Annotated in this window: 19 protein-coding genes; 6 read left to right on the forward strand and 13 right to left on the reverse strand. The window is 46.0% G+C overall.

Annotation, left to right across the window (positions count from 1 at the left end):
- Positions 1–200: 200 nt before the first annotated feature.
- The gene (locus tag JGK07_RS02755; protein WP_293176322.1) at positions 201–2153 is read right to left on the reverse strand and encodes an FAD-dependent oxidoreductase; all 1953 of its coding nucleotides are present in this window, start codon (positions 2151–2153) and stop codon (positions 201–203) included.
- A gap of 374 nt (positions 2154–2527) precedes the next feature.
- Here JGK07_RS02755 and JGK07_RS02760 point away from each other — a divergent pair, with 374 nt between their 5' ends.
- Positions 2528–4210 carry a N,N-dimethylformamidase beta subunit family domain-containing protein gene (locus tag JGK07_RS02760; RefSeq protein ID WP_293176324.1) on the forward strand — a complete coding sequence of 561 codons (1683 nt, stop codon included), beginning with the start codon at positions 2528–2530 and terminating at the stop codon, positions 4208–4210.
- A 393-nt stretch (positions 4211–4603) separates the two neighbouring features.
- Here JGK07_RS02760 and JGK07_RS02765 read toward each other — a convergent pair whose 3' ends face one another.
- The 6 genes from JGK07_RS02765 to JGK07_RS02790 all read right to left on the reverse strand — a co-directional run bounded on the left by JGK07_RS02765 (position 4604) and on the right by JGK07_RS02790 (position 11151).
- A complete protein-coding gene (locus tag JGK07_RS02765) occupies positions 4604–5074 on the reverse strand; it encodes a MarR family transcriptional regulator (protein ID WP_293196327.1) in 471 nt (156 codons plus the stop codon).
- Between the two features lie 1258 nt (positions 5075–6332).
- Complete coding sequence (locus JGK07_RS02770; RefSeq protein WP_293185797.1) at positions 6333–6590, reverse strand: hypothetical protein; 258 nt, start codon at positions 6588–6590, stop codon at positions 6333–6335.
- 31 nt (positions 6591–6621) lie between these two features.
- A complete protein-coding gene (locus JGK07_RS02775) occupies positions 6622–6951 on the reverse strand; it encodes a hypothetical protein (RefSeq protein WP_293185799.1) in 330 nt (109 codons plus the stop codon).
- Positions 6952–7053: 102 nt separating this feature from the next.
- Complete coding sequence (locus JGK07_RS02780) at positions 7054–9516, reverse strand: CHASE2 domain-containing protein (RefSeq protein WP_293216200.1); 2463 nt, start codon at positions 9514–9516, stop codon at positions 7054–7056.
- 29 nt (positions 9517–9545) lie between these two features.
- A complete protein-coding gene (locus JGK07_RS02785; RefSeq protein ID WP_293216198.1) occupies positions 9546–10475 on the reverse strand; it encodes a DUF1822 family protein in 930 nt (309 codons plus the stop codon).
- Between the two features lie 31 nt (positions 10476–10506).
- Positions 10507–11151: a hypothetical protein gene (locus JGK07_RS02790; RefSeq protein WP_293210507.1), complete on the reverse strand. Its 645-nt coding sequence runs from the start codon at positions 11149–11151 to the stop codon at positions 10507–10509.
- 287 nt (positions 11152–11438) lie between these two features.
- Here JGK07_RS02790 and JGK07_RS02795 point away from each other — a divergent pair, with 287 nt between their 5' ends.
- Together JGK07_RS02795 and JGK07_RS02800 are read left to right on the forward strand one after the other, a co-directional pair.
- A complete protein-coding gene (locus JGK07_RS02795; RefSeq protein WP_293210509.1) occupies positions 11439–11603 on the forward strand; it encodes a hypothetical protein in 165 nt (54 codons plus the stop codon).
- Between the two features lie 56 nt (positions 11604–11659).
- Positions 11660–13081 (forward strand): CHAT domain-containing protein, encoded by a 1422-nt coding sequence (locus JGK07_RS02800; RefSeq protein ID WP_293216196.1) that lies wholly within the window; start codon positions 11660–11662, stop codon positions 13079–13081.
- 509 nt (positions 13082–13590) lie between these two features.
- On the opposite strand, the gene JGK07_RS02805 is transcribed toward JGK07_RS02800, so the two are convergent.
- Positions 13591–13848, reverse strand: a complete 258-nt coding sequence (locus JGK07_RS02805) for a hypothetical protein (protein WP_293185809.1) — start codon at positions 13846–13848, stop codon at positions 13591–13593.
- A 660-nt stretch (positions 13849–14508) separates the two neighbouring features.
- On the opposite strand from JGK07_RS02805, the gene JGK07_RS02810 reads away from it, so the two are divergent.
- A complete protein-coding gene (locus JGK07_RS02810; RefSeq protein WP_293185810.1) occupies positions 14509–16578 on the forward strand; it encodes a hypothetical protein in 2070 nt (689 codons plus the stop codon).
- A gap of 277 nt (positions 16579–16855) precedes the next feature.
- Here JGK07_RS02810 and JGK07_RS02815 read toward each other — a convergent pair whose 3' ends face one another.
- Together JGK07_RS02815 and JGK07_RS02820 are read right to left on the reverse strand one after the other, a co-directional pair.
- Positions 16856–17803 carry a hypothetical protein gene (locus JGK07_RS02815; protein ID WP_293241359.1) on the reverse strand — a complete coding sequence of 316 codons (948 nt, stop codon included), beginning with the start codon at positions 17801–17803 and terminating at the stop codon, positions 16856–16858.
- 5 nt (positions 17804–17808) lie between these two features.
- Positions 17809–19431, reverse strand: a complete 1623-nt coding sequence (locus tag JGK07_RS02820; RefSeq protein ID WP_293223919.1) for a glycosyltransferase family 39 protein — start codon at positions 19429–19431, stop codon at positions 17809–17811.
- A 432-nt stretch (positions 19432–19863) separates the two neighbouring features.
- On the opposite strand from JGK07_RS02820, the gene JGK07_RS02825 reads away from it, so the two are divergent.
- Positions 19864–20013 (forward strand): hypothetical protein, encoded by a 150-nt coding sequence (locus JGK07_RS02825; RefSeq protein ID WP_293223921.1) that lies wholly within the window; start codon positions 19864–19866, stop codon positions 20011–20013.
- 513 nt (positions 20014–20526) lie between these two features.
- Positions 20527–22539: an iron uptake porin gene (locus tag JGK07_RS02830; RefSeq protein WP_293223923.1), complete on the forward strand. Its 2013-nt coding sequence runs from the start codon at positions 20527–20529 to the stop codon at positions 22537–22539.
- 340 nt (positions 22540–22879) lie between these two features.
- Here the strand turns inward: JGK07_RS02830 and JGK07_RS02835 are convergent, their stop codons facing one another.
- Genes JGK07_RS02835 through JGK07_RS02845 form a run of 3 tightly spaced genes read right to left on the reverse strand, consistent with a single transcriptional unit; the run spans position 22880 to position 26051 of the window.
- Complete coding sequence (locus tag JGK07_RS02835; RefSeq protein ID WP_293196339.1) at positions 22880–24130, reverse strand: FIST N-terminal domain-containing protein; 1251 nt, start codon at positions 24128–24130, stop codon at positions 22880–22882.
- A gap of 56 nt (positions 24131–24186) precedes the next feature.
- A complete protein-coding gene (locus JGK07_RS02840; RefSeq protein WP_293223927.1) occupies positions 24187–25461 on the reverse strand; it encodes a transposase in 1275 nt (424 codons plus the stop codon).
- On the reverse strand, positions 25452–26051 hold the full coding sequence (locus JGK07_RS02845) for an IS607 family transposase (protein ID WP_293183009.1): 600 nt from the start codon (positions 26049–26051) through the stop codon (positions 25452–25454). Before JGK07_RS02845 ends, JGK07_RS02840 begins: the two co-directional genes overlap by 10 nt.
- Positions 26052–26218: the final 167 nt, after the last annotated feature.

Here is a 26218-nt window from a genome sequence, read left to right on the forward strand (position 1 = left end):
AACTCGAAATAAAATAAAAAGGTTCGTAGTTAGGACTTTAGTCCTTCTATGGATGCGGACTAAAGTCCTCACTACGAACCAGTTTTTTTTAAGGTTCGTAGTTAGGACTTTAGTCCTTCTTCTCCTGAGGACTAAAGTCCTCACTACGAACCAGTTTTTATTCGTGCGGACACGATTGAAAATCCGCCCCGCTGCAAACCTTAGATTTTCAGCACGCCTTCGGGATTCACCGTCAAGAGCGATCGCCTCTGCAAACCCTCCTGGTATAAAATAGCATTAGCTGCCAACAAACCGCTGCTCACCGCCCTTTCCATTAAACCGCAAGGAAAAGGCATTTTTACCCAATCTCCGGCAAACAACAGATTGGGAACAGCGCAGCAAGTCTCCGGCCTTTCCGCATAACTACCGGGCGGATAGCCCGAGAAATTCTTTTGATTTACCAACTCCCGGTGCAGCAGAGTTGCTGCTTTTAATTCCGGTACAATTTCATACAATTCTTGCTCAAAAGTAGCCAGCAAAACTTCCTGGTTGGGGAATTCCTTCTCCTTGTAACAATAAGCGTGCAGTTCCACTACGCTACCGCCAGTTTTCTGATGCCACTCGATGAACTGATCCTGGATTTTGTGGTAAAGTGTGATGCTGTCAGTCAGTTTGTAGCCGGAAAGCGAACTAAAATTGCTGTGTTCCCAGGCAAAATCGCGATCGAACCAAAAACGCCCAACCGCAAACGGATCGGCTATTTTCAATTCCTCAATTCGGCTCTGCACCTGCGGATTCACCTCACCGCTGGCCAAACTAAACAAATGCTGCATCCCCGGAACATCCGCCGCAAATACATAATAATCAGCCTTCAATGTTTCCCCTGCATTCTGCGGTTGCGACTTATTAGGAGCGGTGGCTAACTGTATCTCATCGGATTTTTTATCAACTACTTTAAATCGAGGCAAATCCCGTTGAGCAGGCCCGCTCACAACTCGCCCATCAGCATCAAAAACTGCCCCATGACAAGGACAGTGAAATTGACCGTCATTTTGTTTCTGAACCGTGCAGCCTTGGTGAGTACAGCTCAGAGAAATTGCCTCTTTTCCTCCGGGTGCGGCGGCAAACACGCTGTCGCCAGCGCCGAAATATTCCGTAGAGTTGCTGTCAGTTAACAGCGCGTTTCGCTTTACCCAAAAAGGTACTTTACTCTGCACGTCTCCAGACTGATAAGTCAAAGAATCAATCTGACCGTTTTCCCAGTGAATTCCGCTAACTGCGACATCTGTCAATACTTTGCCACCTTTACTTTCAATGGATCTGGCAATCGGCTGCACCAAACTCGTGCCCATATCTTGCCGCGTGCCGTTGAATGCCAAACCTTCGGGATTTCCGAAAAAGTAAAAGTGGAAGAATTGCATTAATTCTCCCACGCTCAATTCGTCGGGAGCGTTGAGACTGGACTTGGCAAAAGGCAGAAAATACAAGTCGTAAAGTCCGCGCGGGAATTCACCTTTTACCCAGTCAGCAACTGATATATTGTCAAGGCGAGCGAAACTTTTTTGAGTTTGAAAACCGCCGATTTCCCGAAAGACTTGCCAGTGAGCGGGTTTTGTCAGATTGATTCCCCACTTGAGCCTATTCGGAGAAGATATCCCCAAATCAACGATATTCCAGGGGAAAGCTGAATGGTTGGGACGGAAAACTTCTGGTTGGTATTTGCCGTCTCGAAATACAACGGCGTAGGATTCTAAAGATACAAAGTTATCGGTAATTTCTAGTTCTTTGACCACACTTTTGAGGTTGTAGTATTGCGGAAAAAAACCGTGAAAACCGTGTTCCATCATAAAGGTTTCGTTGCCGACTTGTATCGGCCAACTAGCAATTTTACCGCCGAGTTGGGGCGATTTGTCCAACAGCGTCACGGCGAAACCCCGCTGACTCAGTTCGTAAGCACAGGCGAGCCCTGCTAATCCTGCGCCGACAACTGCAACGGTTTTGGGTTTATTCAGCATTCGCGGCAAGTCAAGAGTATCTTGCACAAAAACGGCGGGTTCGGGCTTGGACAATCGAGAGTAGCCCAGCAGCCCGCCTGCGGCACCGACTCCGAGGAATTTGAGGGCGGTTCGTCGAGAAACTGGTGGAGATAGCGGTGGATTGGTTGATTCACTCATAAAGCTGGTTCACACAAATAAATCATCCGATTTTAGATTTCAGATTTTAGATTTTAGAGGCGATTCGCGGATGCTTCCGGGGACTTGTACCTAAAAACATCTCAAATCGGCTTTTCTATCTAAAACTGTTCGGTGATGGGACATACGCCATAAGGCATACATCATAAGACCTAATACATTATATGTGAAGAAAAATTCAGACAAATCACTCAGTCGGAGTAGGACGATCGCGCGTTGGCGAAGCCCTCGAAGAGGATCGCAAATTAATCTATCTCAGGTATGATGTTTCCAGGGCTATTGTAAAGTATTGTTACGCCCGATACACCCAAACCCAACCGTACAATCTATCACCTAAAATTCATAGACTTAAACCAGTGACAGTTAAACTATTGTCGAAATTGCGCCGCCGAGAGTTTCTGAAAGCTTTCTCACTTGGCTTAGCCGCCCCTTTTTTGTCTAACAGCGCAGCACATTCTCAAGACTATTCAAATATCGCAAAAAGTGCTATCGGCACCAATCTCACAGCCCGAGAAAACCAAAAACCCGGAACCCCAGACTGGGAGTTAGAAAATCCTGCTACGAAGCGAGAAATCGAAGGTTATGCCTCTCTGACCAGCGTCAATCTCGGCGGCGAAATTAAGTTATTTGTCAACACTAAAGAACCGAATTATAGCATAGAAATATTCCGCACCGGATGGTATAATGGACTCGGTGGCCGCCGGATGAATGACCCAATTGTGCGGAAGGGAATCAGACAGCCTCCGCCGAGAGAAGATGAAGCATCGGGACTGATAGAATGCGATTGGAAAGACCCGTATATTTTGCGAATTCCCGATCGCCCTTCCGACTGGACAAGCGGCATTTATTTAGCTAAACTCACTGCCAGTATCAGCGGGAAACAAAGTTATATCATCTTTATAGTGCGGGATGACGATCGCAAATCCGACATTTTATTTCAATCCAGCGTTACCACTTTCCAAGCGTACAACAATTGGGGTCACAAATCCCTTTACCGCTGGAACAGCATGGCAAAACAAGCTTACAAGGTTTCGTTTAATCGGCCCTACGCCATGAGTCCCAACCGCAAAGCAGCTTACGGCGTAGGTGCGGGGGAATTTCTGACAAATTTTCAGCCAAAAAGGAGAACTTCGAGCGCTGGTTGGGAATACAATATGGTCAGGTGGCTGGAAAAAGAAGGCTACGATGTTACCTATGCCACCAACATTGACACGCATTTTAACTCCCGGTTGCTGTTGTCTCACAAAGCATTTTTGTCCGTCGGTCACGACGAATACTGGTCGCGAGATATGCGAGAAAATATAGAAGCTGCTAGAGATGAAGGCGTCAGCATCGGATTTTTTGGTTCCAATATTTGCTATTGGCAGATCCGCCTAGAACCCAGCCGAATTACTAGGGAAGTAAACCGAACTGTGGTTGCTTATAAAGAAATGGCAGATTTAGACCCTATGGGCGCATTACAAAAAGAATTAGGCGCCGTTAATTCGATAGTAAAAATAGCTAATACTGGGGAATTAAGCTATGGAACAGAGCAACTAGAAAGCACTCAAATAGCAACAAGTTACAATAAATCGCCAGCACTTAATTCTTTAGTAACAACTCGCTGGCGAGACCACTCTATCGGAAGTCCAGAAGATGCTTTGATAGGTGTTATGTACGAGACATTTCAAGTTAATTCTGATATTGTGATTGATAAAAATGCCCCGGATTGGCTGCTGGAAAAAACTCAGTTAAAACAGGGCGACAAGTTACCGGGACTGTTGGGTTATGAAGTCGATCGAATGTTTGGCAATGCTCCGAAAAATATAGTTCGGGTCGGGCATTCTCCATACCCTCACGGCGGCGGGACTCGCTATGCTGACATGACGGTTTATACAGCAGATTCGGGGGCGAAAGTATTCGCGACTGGTTCGATGCAGTGGGCGTGGGGATTAGACGATTACAATGCGCCGCAGTTGCGATCGCCTGTTTTAAATGCCGGAGCTCAGCAGATAACGCGAAACGTTTTAGCAAAGCTGTTAAATTCAGCCAAAAAGTAAATTATGTAATAACTATCCTCTATCTCCATAAGCGGCAAGGTAAAGGGAAGCAGAGCCTCCGAATCTGCATTACTAGGCTCTTCCTGGTAACGAGCAACGAGCAAACATTGCTTAAGTTATTAAATTGTTATTCCTAATCAAGGTACGTAGTTGGGCTTAAGCCCTCTTTAGGCCTATGGATAAAGAGGGCCCAAGCCCAACTACGTACCTAATTTTTGTGATGACTATAAAACCACGCTGCTTCTTAACGAGGATGCGAGGGGGATATCCAAGTATAAGGAGTGTTAAATGAACCGTATTGGGCTATAGGTCAAAAAAAGCTGTAGGGTGCGGACTACGTACCCTACAACCTATATGTCACAGATTAAACAGTAAATAGATGTATATGAGGTTTTACCGATCGTTAGATTTGCCGTCAAACACCTCTCTGAGTAACGTCAATCCTGCTAAAACGCTCTCCATCTGCTCCTCAGACAAATCCTCGAACATTGGCGAAATATTGCTACAGGTGAGCGCTTGAATTTCTTCGAGCCTCGCACGACCAGTTTCTGTCAGTTTCAGCACCACCGCTCGCCGTTCCTGAGGATGTTCTTTGCGGTCTACAAATTTTTCCTGAACCAAGCGCTCGCAAATTGCAGAAGCAGTCGGTCGAGTTACCCCCAAATAATCTGCTAACTTGGATAAAGAAGAACCTGGATAGCGGTAAAGAAACATGAGACTGCGAAACTGAGATATCGATAAAAAGGGTTCTCCTTGATTTCGCATTTGGGCTCGAATCGACCCCACAATCAGCGGAATGATTTCCACTACTGCCGCAGCGCAGCTATCGGGGGTTATTCCTGTAGAGGATTGTTCCAAATTCATCTTTCTTCCCCCTGAAAAATCTCCACCATTGCTGTACTCAGCAAGGTGGCGTGAGCAAAAGGGATGCTCGGTTGGTGCAGCATACAAATCAAATTTCATGTTTGAGTAAAAAAACCTTGGCGTCAACAGAGGCTTTCTGTGAAGCTCCTGCACTTGCTCGGAGGGTGCTTCAGTGACTTATTTAGGTTTTTAGTTTACTTTTCCCAGGGGGGTGTAAGTAAGTATAGGCGACTCGGGCATTTAATTATGGACGGATCGCTAATTTGCTTTATAGACAGTACAGGTATTCGCTCTGCACCGCAATTGCAGTAATACTAACTGTTAGCTATTCTAACAGTTTAGAATTAATTTGTTTGGCTAAATTTGTCAATTTATATGAAAATCGTGTGTAAATTTGGAAATTCAATCTGTTTATCAATCCCTGACTTGAATTTACTGCAATTAACTGCCACACGCGGCTATTTTCATTGAGGGAGCTGGAAATGTTGTTTTTAATTTGGCATCGATTCTGTTTGGGTTGTCGATAGCTAACATTGGCGATCGACCGCATAGTGTAAAATTATTTATCTAATTAAGTATTATTACATATAAATTAGGAAAAGTGAGTTATATATATCACAGTTAGTTGCTCGATCGGAAAAAGTACCATAAATTTTGGAGTTTTTAACTGCCGATGGCTCGCGGGCGACACGCCCGTGCCACAATTAACAAAGATGAGTATAAAAAGTGAGAAAGTTGGTTTGATTAGTAGCCTTAACACTATTTTCGTAATCCGTACAAGTACCTATCAGATCGAAAATTGTTGGTGCGATCGCAAATCAAGTCAACAGCAAAGGAATGAGAATTAAATAACTTATTGATGGTTCTTGTGGGATGGGCGTCCCGCCCGTCCCACTTTCAAGAGTGTAAATTATTTACTTTGCGATCCAAAACTGAAATATACCGCCGCCAACTTGTCGCCACCCAAAATATCGACTTAGCCGAACTCTACCACGAGGCTTGCCATACTTTGCTCCCAGTGATAGCGCTAGTTAAATTTGATTGTTGCAACTTAATTTACAACCTAAAGACATAGGACATAAAAAGCAATTATTGAAAAATTTACGGTGAGAGTTCGATCTCAATCCCGAATTTCCGCTGCTTCAGGTTCAACTGTATTGATTGTTAGATTTATTTTTGGGTTGGAGTCTTTAAAAATATGCCACAGGATTTGATCGAGGGTGTTGAAATCAAGGCGGGATTTGCGATCGCAGGGGAATCAATTGCCGCTATTTCTCAAAATAAGCTGCCGTTGTAATTGCTCAACTAGAGCGTCGGTACAAATGTTGGGCTTGAATCCTTTGGAAGGTGGAGTGCTGGAATTTTGAAGAGTTTTTTTGGGAGATGGCTCTGGCTCGGGTTTTGGTTCGTAGGTGTCTAATATTGCGCTGAGTTTTTGGATTTTCTCCCATAGCTCTACTATCAAGGCTTCTTTTGCCTCGCTCGATAGTTGTTTTAAGTCGGGGAGTTTTTCCATTCCTTTATCTAATGTCTATATTGTCTTCTTGTTAAAGGGGTTGAGCAATTACCTTATTGGTTCTTTTGCATGATTTAGAAGGGTCGAGTCCACCAGGTTTGGTATTAGAATCGGGAGGTGTGTTAGGTGTTTTTGATACTTTCGATCCGGCCCCGGGTTTCGTGTTTTTGTCTGGTGGTGTGATTGGTGTTTTTATATCCGGCTTTCTCTGGGGTTTGGCGTTTTGTGCGATCGCAATTCGATGATTTTTGACCAAATTATTTTCTACTACAGTAGCTGGATGTGCCGGATTTGCCAGCGCTGACGCAGAATCGATCGCCAAAATTAAACCCAAAACTAACTGCAATTGCATTTTACACATAAAAGCTCTCTTCTCTCCCAGTCCCTCTGAGTTCGGAATTTGCTTGTATAGATGCGGTTTCAACCGCCGACATTTCTCCGAAATTTCAGCCGCCGAGGCTAATTAAGATCGATCGTACACAAACAAGATACCACCCGTCGCAACTAAAGCCACAACCGCCGGAACCAAAGGCATCCAGCCACCGAAAGTCAAAATTACCAAAGAACCTTGGTACAGCACACAGATCATAGCACCGCTAGCGATCGCCAACACCAAGAGCGATCGACCCCGCCAAACCAACAGCCCGCCCGTCACAGCCACCAACCACACAAAAACAGCATCTCCCCACTGTATCCCTTGCAATTGCGGCAAAACCCACAAAAGCGGCCTTTTATCAATTACAGCGCTGAGGATTTGACTCACCATGTGAGCGTGAATCCAAACTCCCGACATTTTACCGTAAGGAGTATCAGAATCCTCCCTCGAAACCTCCGAAGTGTGACCAATTAGGACAATTTTACCCTTGACTAAATCAGAGTTTATTTTCCCTTCCAATACTTCTTGAAGCGTCACTTTAAAAGCTGGCTTGGGGTTGGCGCGGTAGTTGAGCAATATTTGACTTACTAGCGCCTTTAAATCTTGATAACCTCCTGTACGAGTAGCCAATCTTTTGAATGTAACATCAGCGATTCGCCACTCTTGATTGTTACTTATCTGTGATTTTATTCCTTGATTTTCCAAAAAACGCAAAGCTAACAGAAAGCTGAAGCTAGTGGGAATTTTACACTTGTTAGTAAAACTAGAAAGATTTGGTTTATAGGAAAGAGATTGACGGCGAATACTGCTACCTTTTTCATGGCGCAATTCATCCGGAGTCAAATCGCTAAAACCAAGTTGATTGGTTAATTTAGCCTTAGACAATTCTGGCGGCGGATCGTAATTTATATCATTGGAACCATAACTGCATACAGTAATAATATTAGGATTGCTATCAAATAGGGAAATTAAATTTTTTCTTCCTGGCTCCCTTGCCACATTTCGGTGCATATTCAAACCAATTGCTATAGGTTTAAACTGCTGCAATTTGTCCATCGCCTTTGCTAAAGTAGCATCCGTTTGGGGATAGCCGTACTTCTCGGCATCCTTGTTTGTCACTTCCACAACCAGCAACCGATTGTCGATTAATTCCGGTTCGCGCTGGCTCATTAGTCGATCGAGCATTGACAGTTCCAGCGCCTCCATAACCCCCAGAGAGCGCGTTCCCATCACAGCCAGGGTACAGCCCGCACTCGCCAAAATCACCGACTTCAAACGCGAAAAAACATTAACCGGCGGTCTTTTCCCAGACGTGGGAAGCAAAGTCAAATCCTGGGCCACAGCAGGCGAATCCGGCGCCAGCAAAAAATCGTTCCAAACCGCAGGCTTCGCTGCCGGATGCTGCCAAATTACAGGCAACCAACTAGCACAAGGAAAATCCTTTTCCCAAGTCTCCAACCGCCGCCGTGCTTCCCCCGCTGCTGCATACAAAGACTTGCCATCCACAAACTCTTTAAGAAAACACTTTAAAAATTCTTGAGCCACAAAATCCGGCACAAACTCCCGCATTAAAATCATTTGCGGAATCATCTGAAAATCATCTAAATTTCTAGCCAAACCCAACCCATCGCAACAGTTAAAAATTGCAAGTTGCAAACCATTTTTTACCGCTTTCCTCAAGCCGCACCACAACTCATTAATTGTCAAAAAATCAGTTTGATTGATATATATTTTTCCAATATCGTCCTCAGTTTCCCCGTGTCCTGCAAAAAATATAATATCCCAAGATTGCTCCCAAAGTTCGTCGTTAATTTCGTCCTGTTTCGGTTCCACTAGAAACCTCACCTCAGCATTGGGAGACAAATTCTCCAAAATTTTCCTATCTTGCGTGATATCAATCCCAGCGCTGTTTCCCAGAATTGCTAAAATCCTTACCTTAGACTTGCGGATAGGTTGTCCAGGATTTTCCAGTGTTACATAGTTTAATTTACTCAGCGAAGGTTCGGCTTTCGGAAATCTTTCAAACAAATCCCACTGATTCCAAGGCAGTTTGTGCAAGTGTTTGTCATTTGTGCAAATCAGCACCCTTGCCTCTTCATCTGGATTTAAATTGTCCCCAATTATTCTATCTACCCTGGCAAATTCAGGAGACTTGAGCCAATCATTCAGCATCAACACAAGTTTTTTCCCAGACTCTTTGCAATCATTCACAGGACTTCTTGCATTAATCTTTTTCGGTTTTATCCGACGAAAAGACAATCCTTTAGCCACCGTCGATTTCACAGCAGTATTTTTTTTGGCATCTTTGTGCAAAAAAGGGTAAATTAAATGCACTAAATTTTCCTGGTGATGCCGGGAATTTGTTCCCATAGCTCGATATTTTTCCCGCCAATGTTCTTCTTCAAAAGCTGCTATTTGCGGGTTGGCTGGCAATGTTTTACTTTCCGTAAAGTCCGTAGAGGGAAATTGATTATTTTTCCCAATTTTTATGGTGCAGCGAAAACCTTCTTCGCAATCTCCGTCTAATTTCAAAACAATTAACTTATCCACAATTCACACCCCCTCTTGATAAGTGACAATTAGATCAAAAAATTTTCAGTCACGCTGAAATCGCCCAAAGCCAACTTGACACTAAAATGCTCTCCCGGTTCTCCGCTTAACTCAAAGAGCAAATTTTCTGTTTTATTTGCCCTAGCTTGCATCAGAGGTTCACCTTCATCATCCAGCACCATCAACTGCAAATCGTTGGGCAAGTTAGTTTGACCGTTTGTGGGATAAACCTCTACCGAAATATCGATATCTGGTTCATCGGTTGTCATCAATTCCACAAATAAAGCTACTTGCTCTTTTCCCCACTCTAAGTTGAGTAATTTGCCTCGCTTGACTGGTACGCGTACATCTGCTGAAGCACTTTTTTCGACTACTTGGGGACTTCGGAAAGCAAACTGCAATTCTGGTTTTGACTCGAACAGTGTTTGGGCTGTATGCCAACCGCTACCGACAATATTGTGCAACCACTGACTGAGATTTACAGGCTTGAGCTCGTCTAAGTATTCTAGCAGGTTGTCGATCGACTCCAACTCGCTAAGTGGAACTTTTTCTCGATCGCCATTTTTGACAAATCCCAGCAACTTCACCTCTTCGAGAGATTGGCCGATCTCTACAGCAACATAACCGATTCTGTCCGATCGCACTTCTGCCGGAATCGAGACACCTTCTTCACCAGGGCTTACCCAACGGCATTCCAGCTTGCCAATACCTTTGACATCCAAATCCGCAATATCCATGAATTTCTGGATCGCAGGATTCCAAATATTGCTGGCATCCAAATCAGTGTCTATTTCCATACACTGAAAGTAGAAATCGACTGCGTGCACAGCCAAAGCATTGAGATAAACCTGTTTGGCTTTCCCCCGGTCACTTTGTTGCTGTGCAAGGGTTTGAGCGCTGCGGTAGGCTGCTGGGGCGATCGGTATTGTCAAAACTAAATCAACTTCTGTGTTATTCATGATCCATCTCTGCTTTTGGGTTTTGAATGTCCTACAAGTATTCTCGGAATCTGGGCGTGAATTTCTCCAAAGACCTCTGGTAAAAACTGCTCAAACTTGAAATACTTACTCCTAACTCTTCGGAGATTTGCTGCAAGCTTGCATCTTCTATCACTCTCTTGACCAGCAACAATTTAAAGTTGACGTGGGCGTGCTTTCTCATCACTTCGTTTTGAAAAATATCGCCCGGATCTTCTTCAATCATCTCAATTAGACCTGCTGCGATTGGACAAGATTCATGTTCGACCTGCTGCTTTTCCATTTGATTGAAAACGGGTTCCATATCTCCGTAGTATACAGTTGGTAAATCTTTCCTACCTATAACTTTAGGGGTGGTTTCTTGAAAACATTTAACTATCAAGAAGTTTACCCACTGGCTGACCTCTTTTTCAGGTCGGTAGTTGTGAATTTCCCGGGAAATGCGAAACATCAGTTCCTGTTTGGCTTCCAGCAAAATTTCCTGATAAATTGCGTAGGAAAAATTCTTATTCTGCGGACAGTTAATGATTTTATATTTTTCAATTTCCATCACTAATCTGGTCACAGCTTTCTGTCGCCCTAAAGTTTTAGGCTGGTGATTTTTGGCAGCTATGGCTAGCTGTTTGAGCCGATCGTCAATTTCGTCCTTAGTAGGCATCTCTTGTTCCAAGGTTACTCAGAAAAATAGTCTCCAACCAGCTATGCAGGCCGCCGGGTTGAGCGAATGCTCCCAGAGCGACTGGTGCGCCGGCTGTCGGAGCCGCCATATCCCCTGCAATGCCTTCTATTTGCCTATCTGTCGGGATCTGCGATTTTTATGCAAAACTTCTGCATAATTTACAAAACTTTACATAATTCGCGAATTTCTGGGCCCAGGGGCGGTCGTTGGTGCGCCAGGAATCAGGCGTTGCGGGCTGTTCACCCGATAGGAGATGTTTGGGGTTTGTGTGGAATGCTATAATCGCGATCGCCAGCAGAGTTAATTATTTACAGGAAGCGCGATCGGCAACCGAGCAGGACGATCGCACTCCGAACCAACGGTTTTTACGATCCAGAGTGGTGCAGCAGTCAAATAAGCCGTTATTATTGTTTCAAAAAATTCGATTTTAACCATCATTCCCAATTCTTTAATCGCAAATCGAAAATGGTCTAACCGCCCCAAAACCATGCACTACCAATCCCAGCAGCACCGTCAAAAACACGCAACTCAGAAAAAAATCAAAAGAGCTATTTTTTACTGTTTGACAGCCATACTTTTCTGCTGGAGCACCGCGAACCTCGCTACCATTGCCCAAAAGCCAGAACCAGGCGGACTTAACGGGCAAGAAATGAGACAAGTTCTCGATCGCGGAAACCTCACCGAAGCCGTCACCAGAATCGAAAAAGACTGGGAAGAAGACTATCAAACATACTTTGAACAAGACTTTGCCGCCCGCGAAAAAACCGCCCAATCAATATCAAAAACTCTTTCCCGCCTAGCAGTTCAAACTAAGAAAAAACCAGCTTTAATTTACGCCATCCCGCGCACAGACCAACTAGAACTAATCTTAATATTGCCCGATCGCCCGCCAATTAACCGCAGCGTCCCCTCAGCCCAAAAAGACAAACTGGTGCCAGTCGTCCAAGCATTTACCAGCGAAATCACCAAAGTAGCACAAATTAATACTACCAGCTATCTAGAATCAGCTCAACAACTTTATCAATGGATAATTGCACCGCTAGAAGCAGACTTGAAAATAGCAAAAATTGACACCTTGCTGTTCTGCGTCGGCGAAGGTTTGCGAACGGTACCCCTAGCAGCAATGCACGACGGAAAGCAATTTTTGATCGAAAAATACAGTATGTCGCGGATTCCGGCATTCAAGCTGATAGACATCAATTACGCCGATCTCAGAAACTCCCACGTCTTAGCAATGGGAGCAGAAAATTTCTCAGAAACCGCGAACAAACAACCGCTACCGGCTGTTCCGTTAGAATTAAGTGCGATCGCCCGACAGTGGCCAGGTCAATCCTTTATCAACGAAGATTTTACCATCGTTAACTTGCAATCGCAGCGACTGCAACAAAGATACGGCATCATCCACCTGGCGACTCACGCGGAATTCCGCCCCGGAAGCCCAGATAACTCCTACATTCAATTTTGGGATAACCAACTCAGATTATCTCAAATGAGAGATTTGAAATGGAACAATCCGCCACTGGAACTGTTAGTATTGAGCGCCTGTAGAACTGCCTCGGGAGACAAAGAAGCAGAACTCGGATTTGGCGGCTTAGCGTTGCAATCGGGAGCAAAATCTGCCCTCGCCAGTTTGTGGTATGTGTCAGATGCGGGGACTCTGGCGCTGATGACAGAGTTTTACCAGCAGTTAAAAATCAGCAAACCTCAAGATCCTCCAATCATTAAAGCTGAAGCTCTCAGGCAAGCACAAATTGCTGCGATTAAAGGTAAAGTCACCATCGAAAATGGGCAACTGCGAAGTTCTAGGGGAGAAACTCCGTTGCCGCCGTCTATCCCCAAACTTGAGAGCAAAAATTTATCGCATCCTTATTATTGGGCCGCTTTTAGTACGATCGGCAGTCCTTGGTAATTGTCGGGGAGAAACAGGTAAGATGCCTGTTCCACTATGGGGGAGAAACAGTTATAGCGGATCTAGCTCTCATATGAGGTACGTTGTTGGGCTTGAGCCCTCTTAGTTGAAGGGTTATGTAAGCTGTCAGTCATACCTCATCTTTTTGAGAAAGGCTATAAATCAATACGGTTTACTTAAGATAGTCATTGCGTAATTGTGGGGAGAAACAGGCAAGATGCCTGTTCCACTATTGGGAAGAAACAGGCAAGATGCCTGTTCCACAATTGAGGGAGAAACAGGCAAGATGTCTGTTACACAATTGGGTTTATTTAAAATATTGTGGGGTGGGCTTCTAGCCCGCACAAAAAGTTAAATCTTTTGGGCCGCAATTGAGGGAGAAACAGGCAAGATGCCTGTGCCACAATTGGGGGATAAACAGGCAAGATGCCTGTTTCACAATTGGGTTTATTTAAAATATTGTGGGGTGGGCTTCTAGCCCGCACAAAAAGATGAAGACCGCCCAATTTCTAGACTTTGCCCGATCGCTTAATCAGTACACTAATCACTTGTCCTGGTTTTGACCCTCGCTGCGGAGGACTCCAATCGCCGACGGCTGCAAATCCCAGCCGGTACAACGTGTGGATGGTTTCTAAAACGGCTTTGTGGGAACCGAAAACGGTTATCTGCAAGACTTCCTGTTCCGATTCAAAGTCGTCATTTGGACGATCCTCTTCGAGGGCTTCGCTAACGGACGAGTTATCGTCAGGCAAAAATTCCTGTGACATAATATGGTCTCCTAGTTTTTGGTTTTTCTGGTGAGGAAAACCCAAAAACCCAGCCGCCCCGCATACTAACAAAAGGCAGGGCGGCGACAGAGAATGTTATCCTCGATTAGCCTCCATACTGCTCATCCCAGTTTGGCGGTTAGCTGTCCTTAGCTGTTACAGCAGCTTTGGACAGTGCAACTAGATTTTCGGGCGACGCTGGCTGCTTCCTCTTCGAGCAAAGCAACCTTAATTTCACAGCGTAGCGGCTTGTGGGGCCGCCGTCAATGAATTTTAGATTTTAGATTTTAGATTTTAGATTTTAGATTGAAGAATGGCTCTGTTTGGTAAGTCGATCGCTCTTGGATGGCGATAATTGTACGGAACGATATAGCAACCGCCACTACCGATATTGAGATAAATATATAGAATAGAATCGATATATGCTAGGACTCTTTAGCATAAACAGTTTGATGCTCGTACTATGTAACTGTCAGCGGTCAACTGTCAGCGGTCAACTGTCAACTGTCAACTGTCAACTGTCAACTGTCCATCGAGCCTCTTGACCGATCGAGGTGATAGGCTATAAAACATAAAGTAATTCAATATCTGTAGCTGTCGCTCAACCAACCACCACCAACCTGTGACAAATCAAGCGGGAGCCTTCAAGGGGAAACAAAAATGAAAAAATTAGAATTTTTACTACAGAAAGAAGGCGATCGCGCCTGGTTGCCCCTAGAAACCCCCGACGTGGAAATTCTAGAAGGCAAATATCGCGTCGTGGCGCGCATTCAGCACCCCAACACCGACATCGAAATTCGCATCATCCATACATCCTTCGACGAAACGGCCCCCCAGCGGAAAGTCCAAAGCAGATCGGCCCGCACCAACCCCGAAGGATTAGTCGTGATTATTCCCTACACCCGTCTCAAACCCGGAATGTGGGAACTCTCCTGCTTACCAGATTCCAAATCAGAACCAGCAAAATCTTGGCAGTATGGCGTGCAATTAGAAGTATTGCCCGCAGAATCGGAAACTTCCGAACCCCTACCCGCGATCGACTCCTCCGAAGCCGCAGCCTCAGAAAACGCAGCAGCAGTCGATCGGACACCAACCCAAATCCCAGCCCCACCTCCACCTCCACCGCAGCCGACCAAAATCTACCAATTCCCCCTTCCCCAAACGCCTCAGCCGCCGAAACCCCCAGTCAAACTCGAACTTGAACTCGTACTCGATCGAGAAACCTTCATCACCCAACTCGGCCGCCCCTTAATCATTTCCGGCAAAATCGACATTCCCCAACCACCTCAAAAAACCAGAAGAACACCACCTCCCATCCCCGAATCGCAACTTCAAGAACTCCAAAAACTCATCGGTTCAGCACAACTGCAAATTTACCTGCGAGACCCCCAAACCTCACAAATACTCGCCCAAATCGAGCAGCCGATGCCAGAACAAGCTCCTCCCTGCATCTTTGCCTGCGTTACCTACATCCCACCCGACTGCAAAAGTCGCCTAATTTTAGGAGAAGCAATTCTTAGCAGCGGCGATGTAACTTTAGCCACCAAACTATTTACAATTACAGCCGGTTTAGAACACCTGCTAGAAGCAATTAAAGACGATTTCATCGAAGAAAAACATCAAGCCGAACCCTCTCCAACAGCAGTCAGACCACCTCGGAAAGAAGTACATCCATCCTTCCTCCGGGTAGCACAAAAAAGCTTAGATCTGCCATCTCCCGCAGAAGTCGCTATCAATGAATCTTTAAGCAATGAATCCCTACCCCCTCAACTAAATTCCCGCCAGACTCCAAGTGCGGGCGGCCTAGAATTGCCGGCATTCGGTAACAAACTGCCCGACAGCAGCCGATCGCAATTGCTCTCAGAAATCACCAATTCGTCTAGAACATCCGCCGGGGCGATCGACCAACCAACCAAACCCTCAGACATCGCAACTACCCCAGAAAAGGCCGAAGTTCGGGCGATCGACCAAAAACCCCAAAACACTCCCGAACCAGAAACACCAGCCCCAGAACCTACGCCACCCCCCTCACAAAAGGCATTTCAAACCTTAAACGTCCAAAATAGATTTTGGTCGCGACTGAGTTCCCTAGCCAGCACCGGCGAATCCCCCGAATGGCTGAAAGCAACCAGCCTGTCGCCAACTCCAAAAGCCACCCCCAATACCAGCGAAGCCATAACAGTCGTCGAAGAAAGCAGCCCAACTAAAGTGCAACCAGCAATCAGGGAAACCATTTCCCAACCGCAACCTACTGGCCCGGAAGCGAGAGAATTTGTGGTGTTTGACGAGCCCCCGCAGCCGAAACAAGTTGCTCAAAAAACCACCAAAGTAGAAGCAGAAGCAACTCCACCAACTCCCTACGTTTTGTCAGAAGACGAGTCAGTACCGATGCCCATCCTGGAATTGCCGCGCGCCCAAATCCTTGCAGGCCAGGCTGTAATAGTGAAAGTGCAACTACCGGAATTAATGCCGCGGATTTATGTAAAAGTTTGGGTATTCGATCGGCAAACCTACCTAATTCTCGACGGGCCGCGCTGGATTACCGAATTTACAGCTACCGGGTTGGGAAATATGCGAGCTAGTATCGAGTTAGAGATTCCCTACGGCTGCATGGAAATTGAATTTGAGGCGATCGCCGTCGAAATGCAAACTCAGCGGGAAAGTCACAAAGTCAGCGTTCACCGCCAAGTTTTACCGCCAGCCGCGCCCACTTTGCCTCTGGAAGGTTAAATTGTCGATCGCTCGATCAATGAATAATATTCACATTTAATAACCACAATCAAATTGGTTCGTAGTGAGGACTTTAGTCCTTCTTTCCAATAAAATTGGTTCGTAGTGAGGACTTTAGTCCTTCTTTTCTTATGACTGAAATCCTCACTACGAACTAATTGGACTATCGGTAATCTACCGACGATAATTATAAGGACTAAAGTCCTTACTACAAACTTAATTGCCGACGATAATTATAAGGACTAAAGTCCTTACTACAAACTTAATTGGTATCTTTTCAAGTCGATCGCACTAACTGCCGAAACTTCTTCTTAAACTTATTCTTATACACATAGATCGATCGCTGCAAATCCTCAACTTGCAGCGACATCTCCGCAGCAAAACCCGTGCGGTTCCAAGCATCCTCCTGACACTTGCGGCGGCAAAAATTCATCGGTTCCGAGTAAACCTTAGATGTCGATAAAGTCGGCTTCGGCCCGCACCAGTGAATCACAGTCGCCGACTCGCGATCGCCCGCAGGCCCGTTTTCTGCCACCGGAAACCGCTTTCTCAGCAAATCCTGGTCAAAATCCGGCACCAACAACTGCATATCCACATTCTGCACCCGCAGTCGATTTTCCCCGGCCGCCCGGAAAATCATAAAGTTCAAAAACCCCATTTCTCCGTACTTAAATATCCCCGGATTAGCCTCCGTAAAATCTAAAATTTCTATGTATTCTTCCAAGCTAAAAATACCGCGTTTAGCAAAAAAAGTACCCGTGCAGAAATAGTTCGATCGCGATTCCGACCACCGAAACTTCGGGAAATGCTTTTCAACGCCCGGAATATCAAAGAAAAATTCCGAAACATCTGCATCCGAGTAATCGTAACAAGGCTTATCTATCGTAAAATCAAATTCTTTAAAATTAGCCAATTTCAGAACATCGCCCCAGACGATCGTATCGGCATCCAAAACCATAAAATTCGACCAAGGGCTTTCCCAGAAAGCAATCATTTTAGTTTTACCCCACCCAAAACTTCTTTTCCTGAGAACCTCTTGGGAAACGTTTGTGCGATCGATAACTCGCACCCCGTAAGACTTTTCCAAAGCACTCACAGAAAACGTACCATCAATCAACAAACAAATCGGTACATCTCCCAGGAAATATCGAATGCTAGCACAGCAACCCTTAGCAAACAGATAATCCTGGTCGCAGCAGGCAATAATAATACCAAAATCTTCCATAACTCTCACTCTTTTTCTAACTTGCCAACCCACAACATTTGGATTGTTTGTTTTTTCGGCACATCTATTTTCGAGTTGTGCATTTTTGCCAGCTTAGCACTAAAATTCTGCGTTCGCCCGTAAACAAAAACATCGCTAAAACCGCTGGGAATTTTGGGTATCGCGGGTGGGTCTAGCAACTGAGCTTGACGGCGCCCTTCCTGGTCAAGCAACACCAATTGCCACATCACTTTCGGCTCTAACAAATGACTCATTGACAGTATATTTCCCAGAGTGACTTCCGAGATATCACTGACAACCAGCGGCTTAGGAGCGCGATCGATCCTCCGAGCAATTACGGGATTTTCCCGGCCCAATTCCTTAGTCCACCAAGTCTCGGCTTGAGAACTAACAATATTCGACAGCACAGAGCCCGTTAGCAGTACAACTGTCAGAACTTTCCACATCTGCCGTTTCCAGCTTGGCACGCCCAGCGCGCTAATTTTAGTCGCTAACAGGTAAGCAACAGATATTTGCATCGCCAAATAAGTCGGAAATAGATAGCGAGGTTTAGTCGATCGGATTCCTCCCAATATAACATCTGGTAGCATCACTGCCACTGCTGTCACCGCCATCAACACCAGCACAAACAACCAAACCTGTTTCTTTGTCTCACAACACAGAAAATAAACCGCATAACTTACGATTGCCAATAAAATCAAAGTCGCTGCCATCAACCCAATCAAATTTATTGATGTAGCCTGAGAATTTAGCCCAAAATCCCAAAAAACACGACCGATATTCCCGCTCCAATTATTAATCAAAGATAGCAAATTACTGTCTCCATTCGCCCAAAGAGTCGCCTCTTTTGCTGCCTTTTTGTTTATTACTAGAATCACCATCCAAGGCAGAAAAGCTACCAAAGACAAGCCAATTGCCATCACGTAATTAACTACCTTGCGATTCAACCTATAACCTTGCATTCCCCATACATAAATTCCGTGTCCCAAAGCGACTAACAGGCTAAACAAGTGTGTGTAAAATCCCAGAATAGTTGCTACTGCATAAATACTCCAACTTAGCTTAGTTTGAAGCCGCATTGCTCTCAGCAGAGACGCACAAGAAACTAAAATCAGCACCGGCCACAAGCTGTAGGGACGAGCTTCTTGAGCGTAAAGCACGTGCAAGGGAGAAACTGCTAGCAATCCCACGGCTATCCACGCCACTTCTGGTGCTGGAAACAATTCTCGGCACAGCCAGTACAGAGCGGGAAATGCTAACAAACTCACCCAAACTGAGAAACTTCTCGTCGATAAAGGAGAATCACCGAATAGTTTTCCCCAATACTTGACTGCCAGAAAATATAGAGGCGGCAGTTGAGGTTCTTCAATGGCAATACCTTTAACTGTATCGCCAAAATTTTTTGCGGGATTGGAGCGCTGATATTTCATCAAATCTTGTGCGCCGACTAACTGAACGCTGCTTATTTCATGCAGCACTTCTGTTTGCGTGTATCCCGAAATCCGCAGGGAAGTAAATACTTCATCATACCAATAAAACTTTGTGTCGATGTTGGTGAATCGAAAAAACAATCCTAATATCAATAAGATAACTACTAAGAAGCCCAGTTTGCTTTTAATCAAAGTCATAGATGGAAGGTGGCAAAAAAGATAGATGCTGCGCCTCAATGTAACATACCAGAGCGAGGTTAAGTGCATTGCCACATCTACAGGTTCTTCGATCGCCCTCTAATAATTTGTGGCATTTATTTATTGTGTTAGTAGCGAATGAGGAATGTCCTGGAGGCACTCCTTGCTCTCATACACCGTTTTTTTAACTGCGATCGATCGCATCAAAGCAAGTATTTTCGTCCATTTGACCGGGTTGATCCGTCCAGGAATGGTGAAGGCTCAATAGCTCCTTGTTCGGTAGCATAAATCACATACAAAAGGTGATTTGAAAGACATCGGCTGTGCCAAAAAAATAACTGGCTGTAAAACTCCTTCGCAGCGAGGGAACAAAACTTTAATTTTAGGTCACAGACATTCAGTCTGCTGCCACTGTCAAACTACAAAAAAATTGTGTTAAAATATTGGCAAATTCAAGTCGCCGAACGGGGCATCTCAAAAATGCCGATCGCGCTGGCAAGTCTCGACTGGTGGGCGCATCAGAACACCCAAATTGGTCAAGACTGGAATTTTGCCCCCACGGGTGCATCTAGCAGCGTTTAACCTTCCGTTCCCCACTGCTGGCGGAAAAATAACCCCGTCCGGGCCGCGAGGTTTAAAGTTAGGTTAAAAAGCTTGACATAATAGGATCGAAAGCTGTATAAGGAATGCGACAAGCAGCCCTAATCCTACCTATAAGTGTGTGTTAACTCAGACATAAGCAAGGACTATCAGTATTTGTCAGTTTGAGGCGATTGTGGTCTAACCCATACCACTGGTTGTCGATCGCCCTGTCGGAGAAAGCAACTCCAGCAAGTCTGGCGATCGACAGATGAAATTAGCAACTGATGGTATAATCAAGCGTAGTGTAATGTGGGCTTGACCTAAATTGGGGTCTGGGCTGTAAAAAGGGCCAGCCTTCTACGTTCAAGCAGGAACTAGACACGCCTACTGTGCATCAACAGTTATGGATAGGTTCTATTTTTTTGGCAGTTATTGTCAACAGGCAAGGAACCACAAAAAGTATCAGTTGGGAATTGCCGATCGAGTTGAATAGAGTGTGAAGGTGTGAGGAAAATGAACAGAACTTTTTGGAATTTACTTCTAGTATCCCCGGCAATTCTGGGGCTATCATCAGTCGTCAGTACCGCTGCGATCGCTACTGAAGCGACCGCAACCGCTGAAGCCAACCAGGTAGCAACAGCACAGCCATCTGAGTCAAAAATTGTAGAACCAGTTGCAGCAACCCCTGCTGCCCCAGAAAAGCTGGCTTTAAACAGCATCGCTCCGGCGGCCGAAACCCCGATCGCCAACTCCGCAGACGCCGAAAAACTGGCAGCAATCGCACCAGAAACCAGCGCCACAGAACTGCAAACAGCAGCGATCGACATCAATGCAGCAGCGCCCATCGCCCCCGCCACCACAGCGGCAGCGATCGCTCCCCTACCTGCTGTCACCACAGCCCAACCATTGCCCCAAGCCTCAGACTTGGCAGTGGAAAGCACCCCGACAGCAACCGCCAAAACTGAAGTGCCAGCAATTGCTAGCACCCCAGCCGCCAAGGTAGAAATTGCTCAAACAGCACCCGCAGGCATGGGTGGCCCGATCGTCCCAGCAGCACCCCAAGCCCTCCCCGCCGAACCATCTGGAGCCATGTCCCAAGTGACATCGGTCTCTCAGCTCTCCGACGTGCGGCCGACAGATTGGGCATTCCAAGCCCTGCAATCGCTAGTCGAACGCTACGGTTGTATCGTAGGCTATCCCGACGGCACCTACCGCGGCAACCGCGCCCTGACTCGCTACGAATTTGCAGCCGGCGTCAACGCTTGCTTAGACCAAGTAACCAAGCAAATTAGCTCGGCAACATCGACCTTCGTCACCAAAGACGACTTAGCCATCCTGCAACGCCTGCAAGAAGAATTTGCAGCCGAACTCGCTACCCTGCGCGGACGAGTAGACGGTCTGGAAGCTCGCACCGCAGAACTCGAAGCCAACCAGTTCTCCACCACAACCAAACTGGCAGGAGAAGCCATTTTTCTCGCCAGCGACAGCTTCGGAGATGGTATCGGCCTGCGCGACGACAAAACTTCCACCACCCTCGGCTACCGGGTGCGGTTGAACTTCAACACCAGCTTCACCGGCAAAGACTTGCTCAGAACCCGCTTGCAAGCTAGAAACGTCGCCAACTACGGTGCAGCCACTGCCACTGGTACAAACATGGCTCGCGTCGCCCTCACCGGCGAAGACGGCAGCCAATTCTCCCTCGATCAATTGTGGTATCGCTTCCCAGCAGGCAACGCTACAGTCTGGTTCGGGCCGAAAGGACTGAGGCTCGATGACGTTGCCGAACTGACTACTCCCTTAGAAAGTCCTAGTAGCGGCGCTATCTCCGCGTTTGGACGTTACAACCCAGCAGTGTTCCGCGGCCCCGAAGGAGCAGGTGCTGCTATCAAATACAACTTTGGCGCCGTGAGAGCCACAGTCGCCTATCTTGCCTCCGACGGCGATGCTCCCAACCCAGCTAATGGCCGGGGCGTTTTCGACGGTTCTTTCAGCGCTTTGGGTCAGCTCAACTTCTCCCTAAGCAAATTTATTGACATTGGTGCAACTTACAACCGGAAATACAATCGGGGTGGCGATGTTGCGATCATGGGCGGCACAGGCAGTGCCTTGGCTAACCGTCCCTTCGGTCAAATATCGACTGCATCAGATAACTTTGGGGTACAACTTAACCTAAAACCCAGCTCGCGCTTCCAGTTTGGCGGTTGGTACGGTTACACCAAGGCTGAACAACTGCGGGGCGGCAACAATGACGCTACTATTCAGAATGGTGCTCTTTTCTTGGCCCTGCCAGATTTTGGCAAGCCTGGAAACCTCCTCGGTTTTATTGCCGGTGTACCGCCAAAAGTTACTGAGAGCGATGTCAGAAGAGATCGCGACACCTCTTATCACTTAGAGGGTTTCTATCGCTTCCAAGTTAATGACTTTATTTCGGTGACACCCGGCGTTTACGTGATTCTGAATCCGGAACACAACAAAAACAACGAAGATATCTGGGTAGGAGTCCTGCGGACAACCTTTAGTTTCTAAGGTTTCCGGATATCTAGTTAAAGCTAAAAGCGGCAGGTGACTGCCGCTTTTATTTTTTGGTCAAAAGCAACGGAGGAGACGGCAGTGCCGTGTCCCTACCGAAAATAATATTGTAGGGAAACGGCACTGCCGTCTCCTAATTTTGGCTACTAATAATTCCGATGCCACCGGATTTGATATCAATTTCGATGCCATCGGAATGACAAGCGAGGAGACGGCAGTGCCGTGTCCCTACCGAAAATAATATTGTAGGGAAACGGCACTGCCGTCTCCTAATTTTGGCTAATAATTCCGATGCCACCGGATTTGAGATGATATCAACCATCAACAGTCAACAAAATTAGGAATTTTGGCGGCAAATCCCGAATACGGAGGTGTAACCGTGCAGAAATGTGCTGCCCCCGACAGGGCCGATTTCGCCGTTGCAGAAAAAGCCGCTCAAGGGGATGTTTTTGAGGTATCTGCCGAACAGTCGCGAGTCAAAGTTCGATTGACCGTAAAGCCCTTCCCCGCGCCCCAGACAGGAGAACATCAAGGCGCCGGCACTGGATGTACCCCTGTCCTCGGCCGATCGCTGATGCCGATCGAGCAGCATTTCTAGATCTTCTGCGGAGGTGCGGGCGTCCCGCAGGTGAAATTGGATGCGCTGTCCGGGACGGACTCGATCGCCGATCGCAATTGCCCCCACTTTCGGATCTACACCCAACAAATTGCGGATTAAAAAATCCCCAGGCTCTAATGTCATCTTGAATTCATCGCTGACTAAGCCGACAAATAACGAGTGCTGCGCTAATTCTCTGTCTGCTTCGCTCAAAGTTTGAACTAACTCTCGCAGGGCGTCTAAGGGCGATCGCTCGATGCCCCTGCTGCCCATATCGTCGGTTTGTTCTTCGAGTTTCAGCAAAATATTGCGCTCTCCTTCCGTCACCCGATAAGGATGCCCGATCGGTCTACAGCCTTGCGCGACGATCGTTTCCAGAACTATATTCCCGCTCAAAGCCACTCCCACCGTCCCTTCTCGGTACAACTGATAGTCGCAAAACAGCGCCGCACCTCTGCCCGCACCGTCCCCGCCGGCCAGTCCTCCTACCTTCGGCGCGCCCGGATAGGCATAATCGAGTCCTTGGAGCAAATCGTTAATTTGTGAGGAAAATGGGTCTGCCAAGATGATAAACTGCGGTTCTTCCTGGGCAGGCACACCCAAGACATTCACCCAAGTATCCGGGGGGCTGTCCAAGTCCGGCAGTTCTTCTGCACCGACGTGAAAAGTTCTGACGTTTACTCCAGGTAAGCGGGCTAAACTCAGGCTGACTGCGGGAGAACCCTCTACTTCTTCGGTGAGCCCGCCCCGGTTCGTGCCGATGACTCCTCCCCCGCCGCAGCCCAAAATCGCGGGCACGGGCAGCAATTCTCGCAGTAAAGGCATCAGCCGAGAATACTCGCTAGCAAAGGCAGATGAGATAAAGATCAGGGCTAAATCTGCCGGGCCTTGTAATTCGCGATCGGCTTGTTCTACAACTTCTTTCAGGGCTGATTCTAAAGACGGACGGGTTGATAAAGCACTGACCCATTGCATTTGGTTTTCGTACATAAGGCAAACTTCTCTATAAAAACTATTTCTATAGCTTGTAAAAGTATAGTCATTTATTACATGACACAGGAGGCATGAAGTCCCTCCCCCTTCTTTCTTACTTCGAGCGGATTGACCCGCCTCGGCTGAGCTACGCAGATCCCTATCCCATTGCTAAAAGCATTTGGGATTGCTTTTCTCATGATATTGTAAGACCCATTAACATCGGCATTAATTAATTGACCGCTCGATGTTTTGTACAATCCTCTCTTAATTCGTTTGCCACTAAACTTGACATCCTGGGCGCTATTCTGACCGTAAACAGAAATCGGGTCTAAAGAAATAAAACTGGAGACAGAAGTATATGATTCTTCCTGTAACATCACTCTTATCCCAACTAATGCAGCCTTATATTCCAACATCTCAATCAATCGATCATGAGGAATTGTGACGAAGTTCTGATTAGTTTTTTTCCCCAAATTTATCTCGTTTTTCCATTGTACATTTTTGCCAATTACCAGAGTCCCAATCTTGAGTTCTCTTAAAAGATTGATAATGTCACGACTGGCATGGTGCAAGTAATTATCGATTTTCTGGTTTCGACAACGAGTCAAGCGCTGAATTCTACGCGATGTTTGGCGCAGACCTTTCAATCGAGACTGTATATGTGCCTTACGTTTGTTGTAGAATTGATTAATTGATTTCAGTGGTCGCCCGTTAATCAGTAAAGGGACAAACCCCGGCTGATTTGAAGTTAGCGCTCCTAAATTATTCAATCCTAAATCTATACTAGCTACTGATTCTTTCTGATTTGCATCACTGGTGGACTCCGGCTCATCGTGAATTACCTCAATCGCATAAGAATCACACTTGGAAACTAACCTAACTTGACATATTTTCTCTGGTTTTACCTGAGTTTTAATTGAGATATCAGTCCCTGAAATTTTGATAATTCCTTTCGGTAATTGCTTACTACTAATCGCCTGAATTGTGTATACAACAAGGTTTCGCCCTTTGACTTTATCTTTATACTTAGGTAGTTTTGGGCATCCCGTGAATTTTGTGGGCTGCATTTTATAAGCTTTAACGGTTGCAAAAAAACCTTGCCAATTCTTGTCCAATATCATCAAGATTTGTTGGCTTACTTTCGCTGGCAATGCTTTGTATGCTGGATCAGATTTCATCAACTGAGCCATTTTGTTGTAGTTGAGATACCCCCATCCGTATACAAAGTTTTGGCGGATAACGTAGTTGGCAGCATTGTAGAGATTTTTTGATTTAAAGGCTAACCGATCGATAGTGGCGAAACGATGTTCTGTGGATTTAATGATATGTCTCTCTGCTAATTGCATTCAGACTCTCCATTTTTTAACTCGGCAATGATTCTCTCCGTTTTTCGTGCTCCCAGGCGTTGTCCGTAAAGTCGAGCAGCAAAACTTGTGACAACAGCCACTAAGTCTTGCATTAATTCATCTCGCCCATTGTCGGCTAAATTGACAATTTCTAGCTTAACTCCTGATCTTAGTAGAAGTATGTCTAGATAATGTGTGCCAAATCTAGCTAGACGGTCTTTATGTTCAATTAAAAGAATATTGTAGTCATCTTGTTGGAGTAAAGCTTCTAGTTGTTTTCTGTTGTCATTTAATCCGCTGCCAATTTCTTTGACATTTCTGACGATTTGATAACCGTTGGCTATCGCATATTCGGTTAATCGAAGTGATTGGCGGTTGAGATTTTCCTTGTTTTCAGAAGACGAGACTCGGCTGTAAATTGCAACTCGATTTTGTTTCAACTCCGAACGTGGTTTTTGTGGCGAATAGTCAACTATAATTAAACCGCTTTCTGTTTGCCGTGCCGGATGTGGTAGCTTGCCAGTCTTCCACCACCGCCAAGCTGTTGTATAACTGATGCCTATTGCTTTTGCGTAATCGGGTAGTTTCATTTTGCCCTCCTGACTATATGGTACTACTATTGCTTACTGTTGCTTATAGTTTTAATAAAGTTTTACAATACTTAGGCTAACCGGAACAGGCCACTGACGGGACGGTTTTATGGGGCGATCGATTCCCCTCGCAGTCCGCGATCGTGTTAACATAAGTTAACATGAGT

It is taken from the genome of Microcoleus sp. PH2017_24_DOB_U_A, from assembly GCF_020738205.1.
Taxonomy (GTDB): domain Bacteria; phylum Cyanobacteriota; class Cyanobacteriia; order Cyanobacteriales; family Microcoleaceae; genus Microcoleus.

Excerpts from the sequence above, each read along its gene's own strand:
- JGK07_RS02765 (WP_293196327.1), bottom strand. The coding sequence starts at position 5,074 with ATGAATTTGGAACAATCCTCTACAGGAATAACCCCCGATAGCTGCGCT.
- JGK07_RS02785 (WP_293216198.1), bottom strand. The coding sequence starts at position 10,475 with ATGAATAACACAGAAGTTGATTTAGTTTTGACAATACCGATCGCCCCA.
- JGK07_RS02770 (WP_293185797.1), bottom strand. The coding sequence starts at position 6,590 with ATGGAAAAACTCCCCGACTTAAAACAACTATCGAGCGAGGCAAAAGAA.
- JGK07_RS02800 (WP_293216196.1), top strand. The coding sequence starts at position 11,660 with ATGCACTACCAATCCCAGCAGCACCGTCAAAAACACGCAACTCAGAAA.
- JGK07_RS02835 (WP_293196339.1), bottom strand. The coding sequence starts at position 24,130 with ATGTACGAAAACCAAATGCAATGGGTCAGTGCTTTATCAACCCGTCCG.
- JGK07_RS02755 (WP_293176322.1), bottom strand. The coding sequence starts at position 2,153 with ATGAGTGAATCAACCAATCCACCGCTATCTCCACCAGTTTCTCGACGA.
- JGK07_RS02830 (WP_293223923.1), top strand. The coding sequence starts at position 20,527 with ATGAACAGAACTTTTTGGAATTTACTTCTAGTATCCCCGGCAATTCTG.
- JGK07_RS02845 (WP_293183009.1), bottom strand. The coding sequence starts at position 26,051 with ATGAAACTACCCGATTACGCAAAAGCAATAGGCATCAGTTATACAACA.
- JGK07_RS02840 (WP_293223927.1), bottom strand. The coding sequence starts at position 25,461 with ATGCAATTAGCAGAGAGACATATCATTAAATCCACAGAACATCGTTTC.
- JGK07_RS02820 (WP_293223919.1), bottom strand. The coding sequence starts at position 19,431 with ATGACTTTGATTAAAAGCAAACTGGGCTTCTTAGTAGTTATCTTATTG.
- JGK07_RS02775 (WP_293185799.1), bottom strand. The coding sequence starts at position 6,951 with ATGTGTAAAATGCAATTGCAGTTAGTTTTGGGTTTAATTTTGGCGATC.
- JGK07_RS02790 (WP_293210507.1), bottom strand. The coding sequence starts at position 11,151 with ATGCCTACTAAGGACGAAATTGACGATCGGCTCAAACAGCTAGCCATA.
- JGK07_RS02815 (WP_293241359.1), bottom strand. The coding sequence starts at position 17,803 with ATGGAAGATTTTGGTATTATTATTGCCTGCTGCGACCAGGATTATCTG.
- JGK07_RS02810 (WP_293185810.1), top strand. The coding sequence starts at position 14,509 with ATGAAAAAATTAGAATTTTTACTACAGAAAGAAGGCGATCGCGCCTGG.
- JGK07_RS02805 (WP_293185809.1), bottom strand. The coding sequence starts at position 13,848 with ATGTCACAGGAATTTTTGCCTGACGATAACTCGTCCGTTAGCGAAGCC.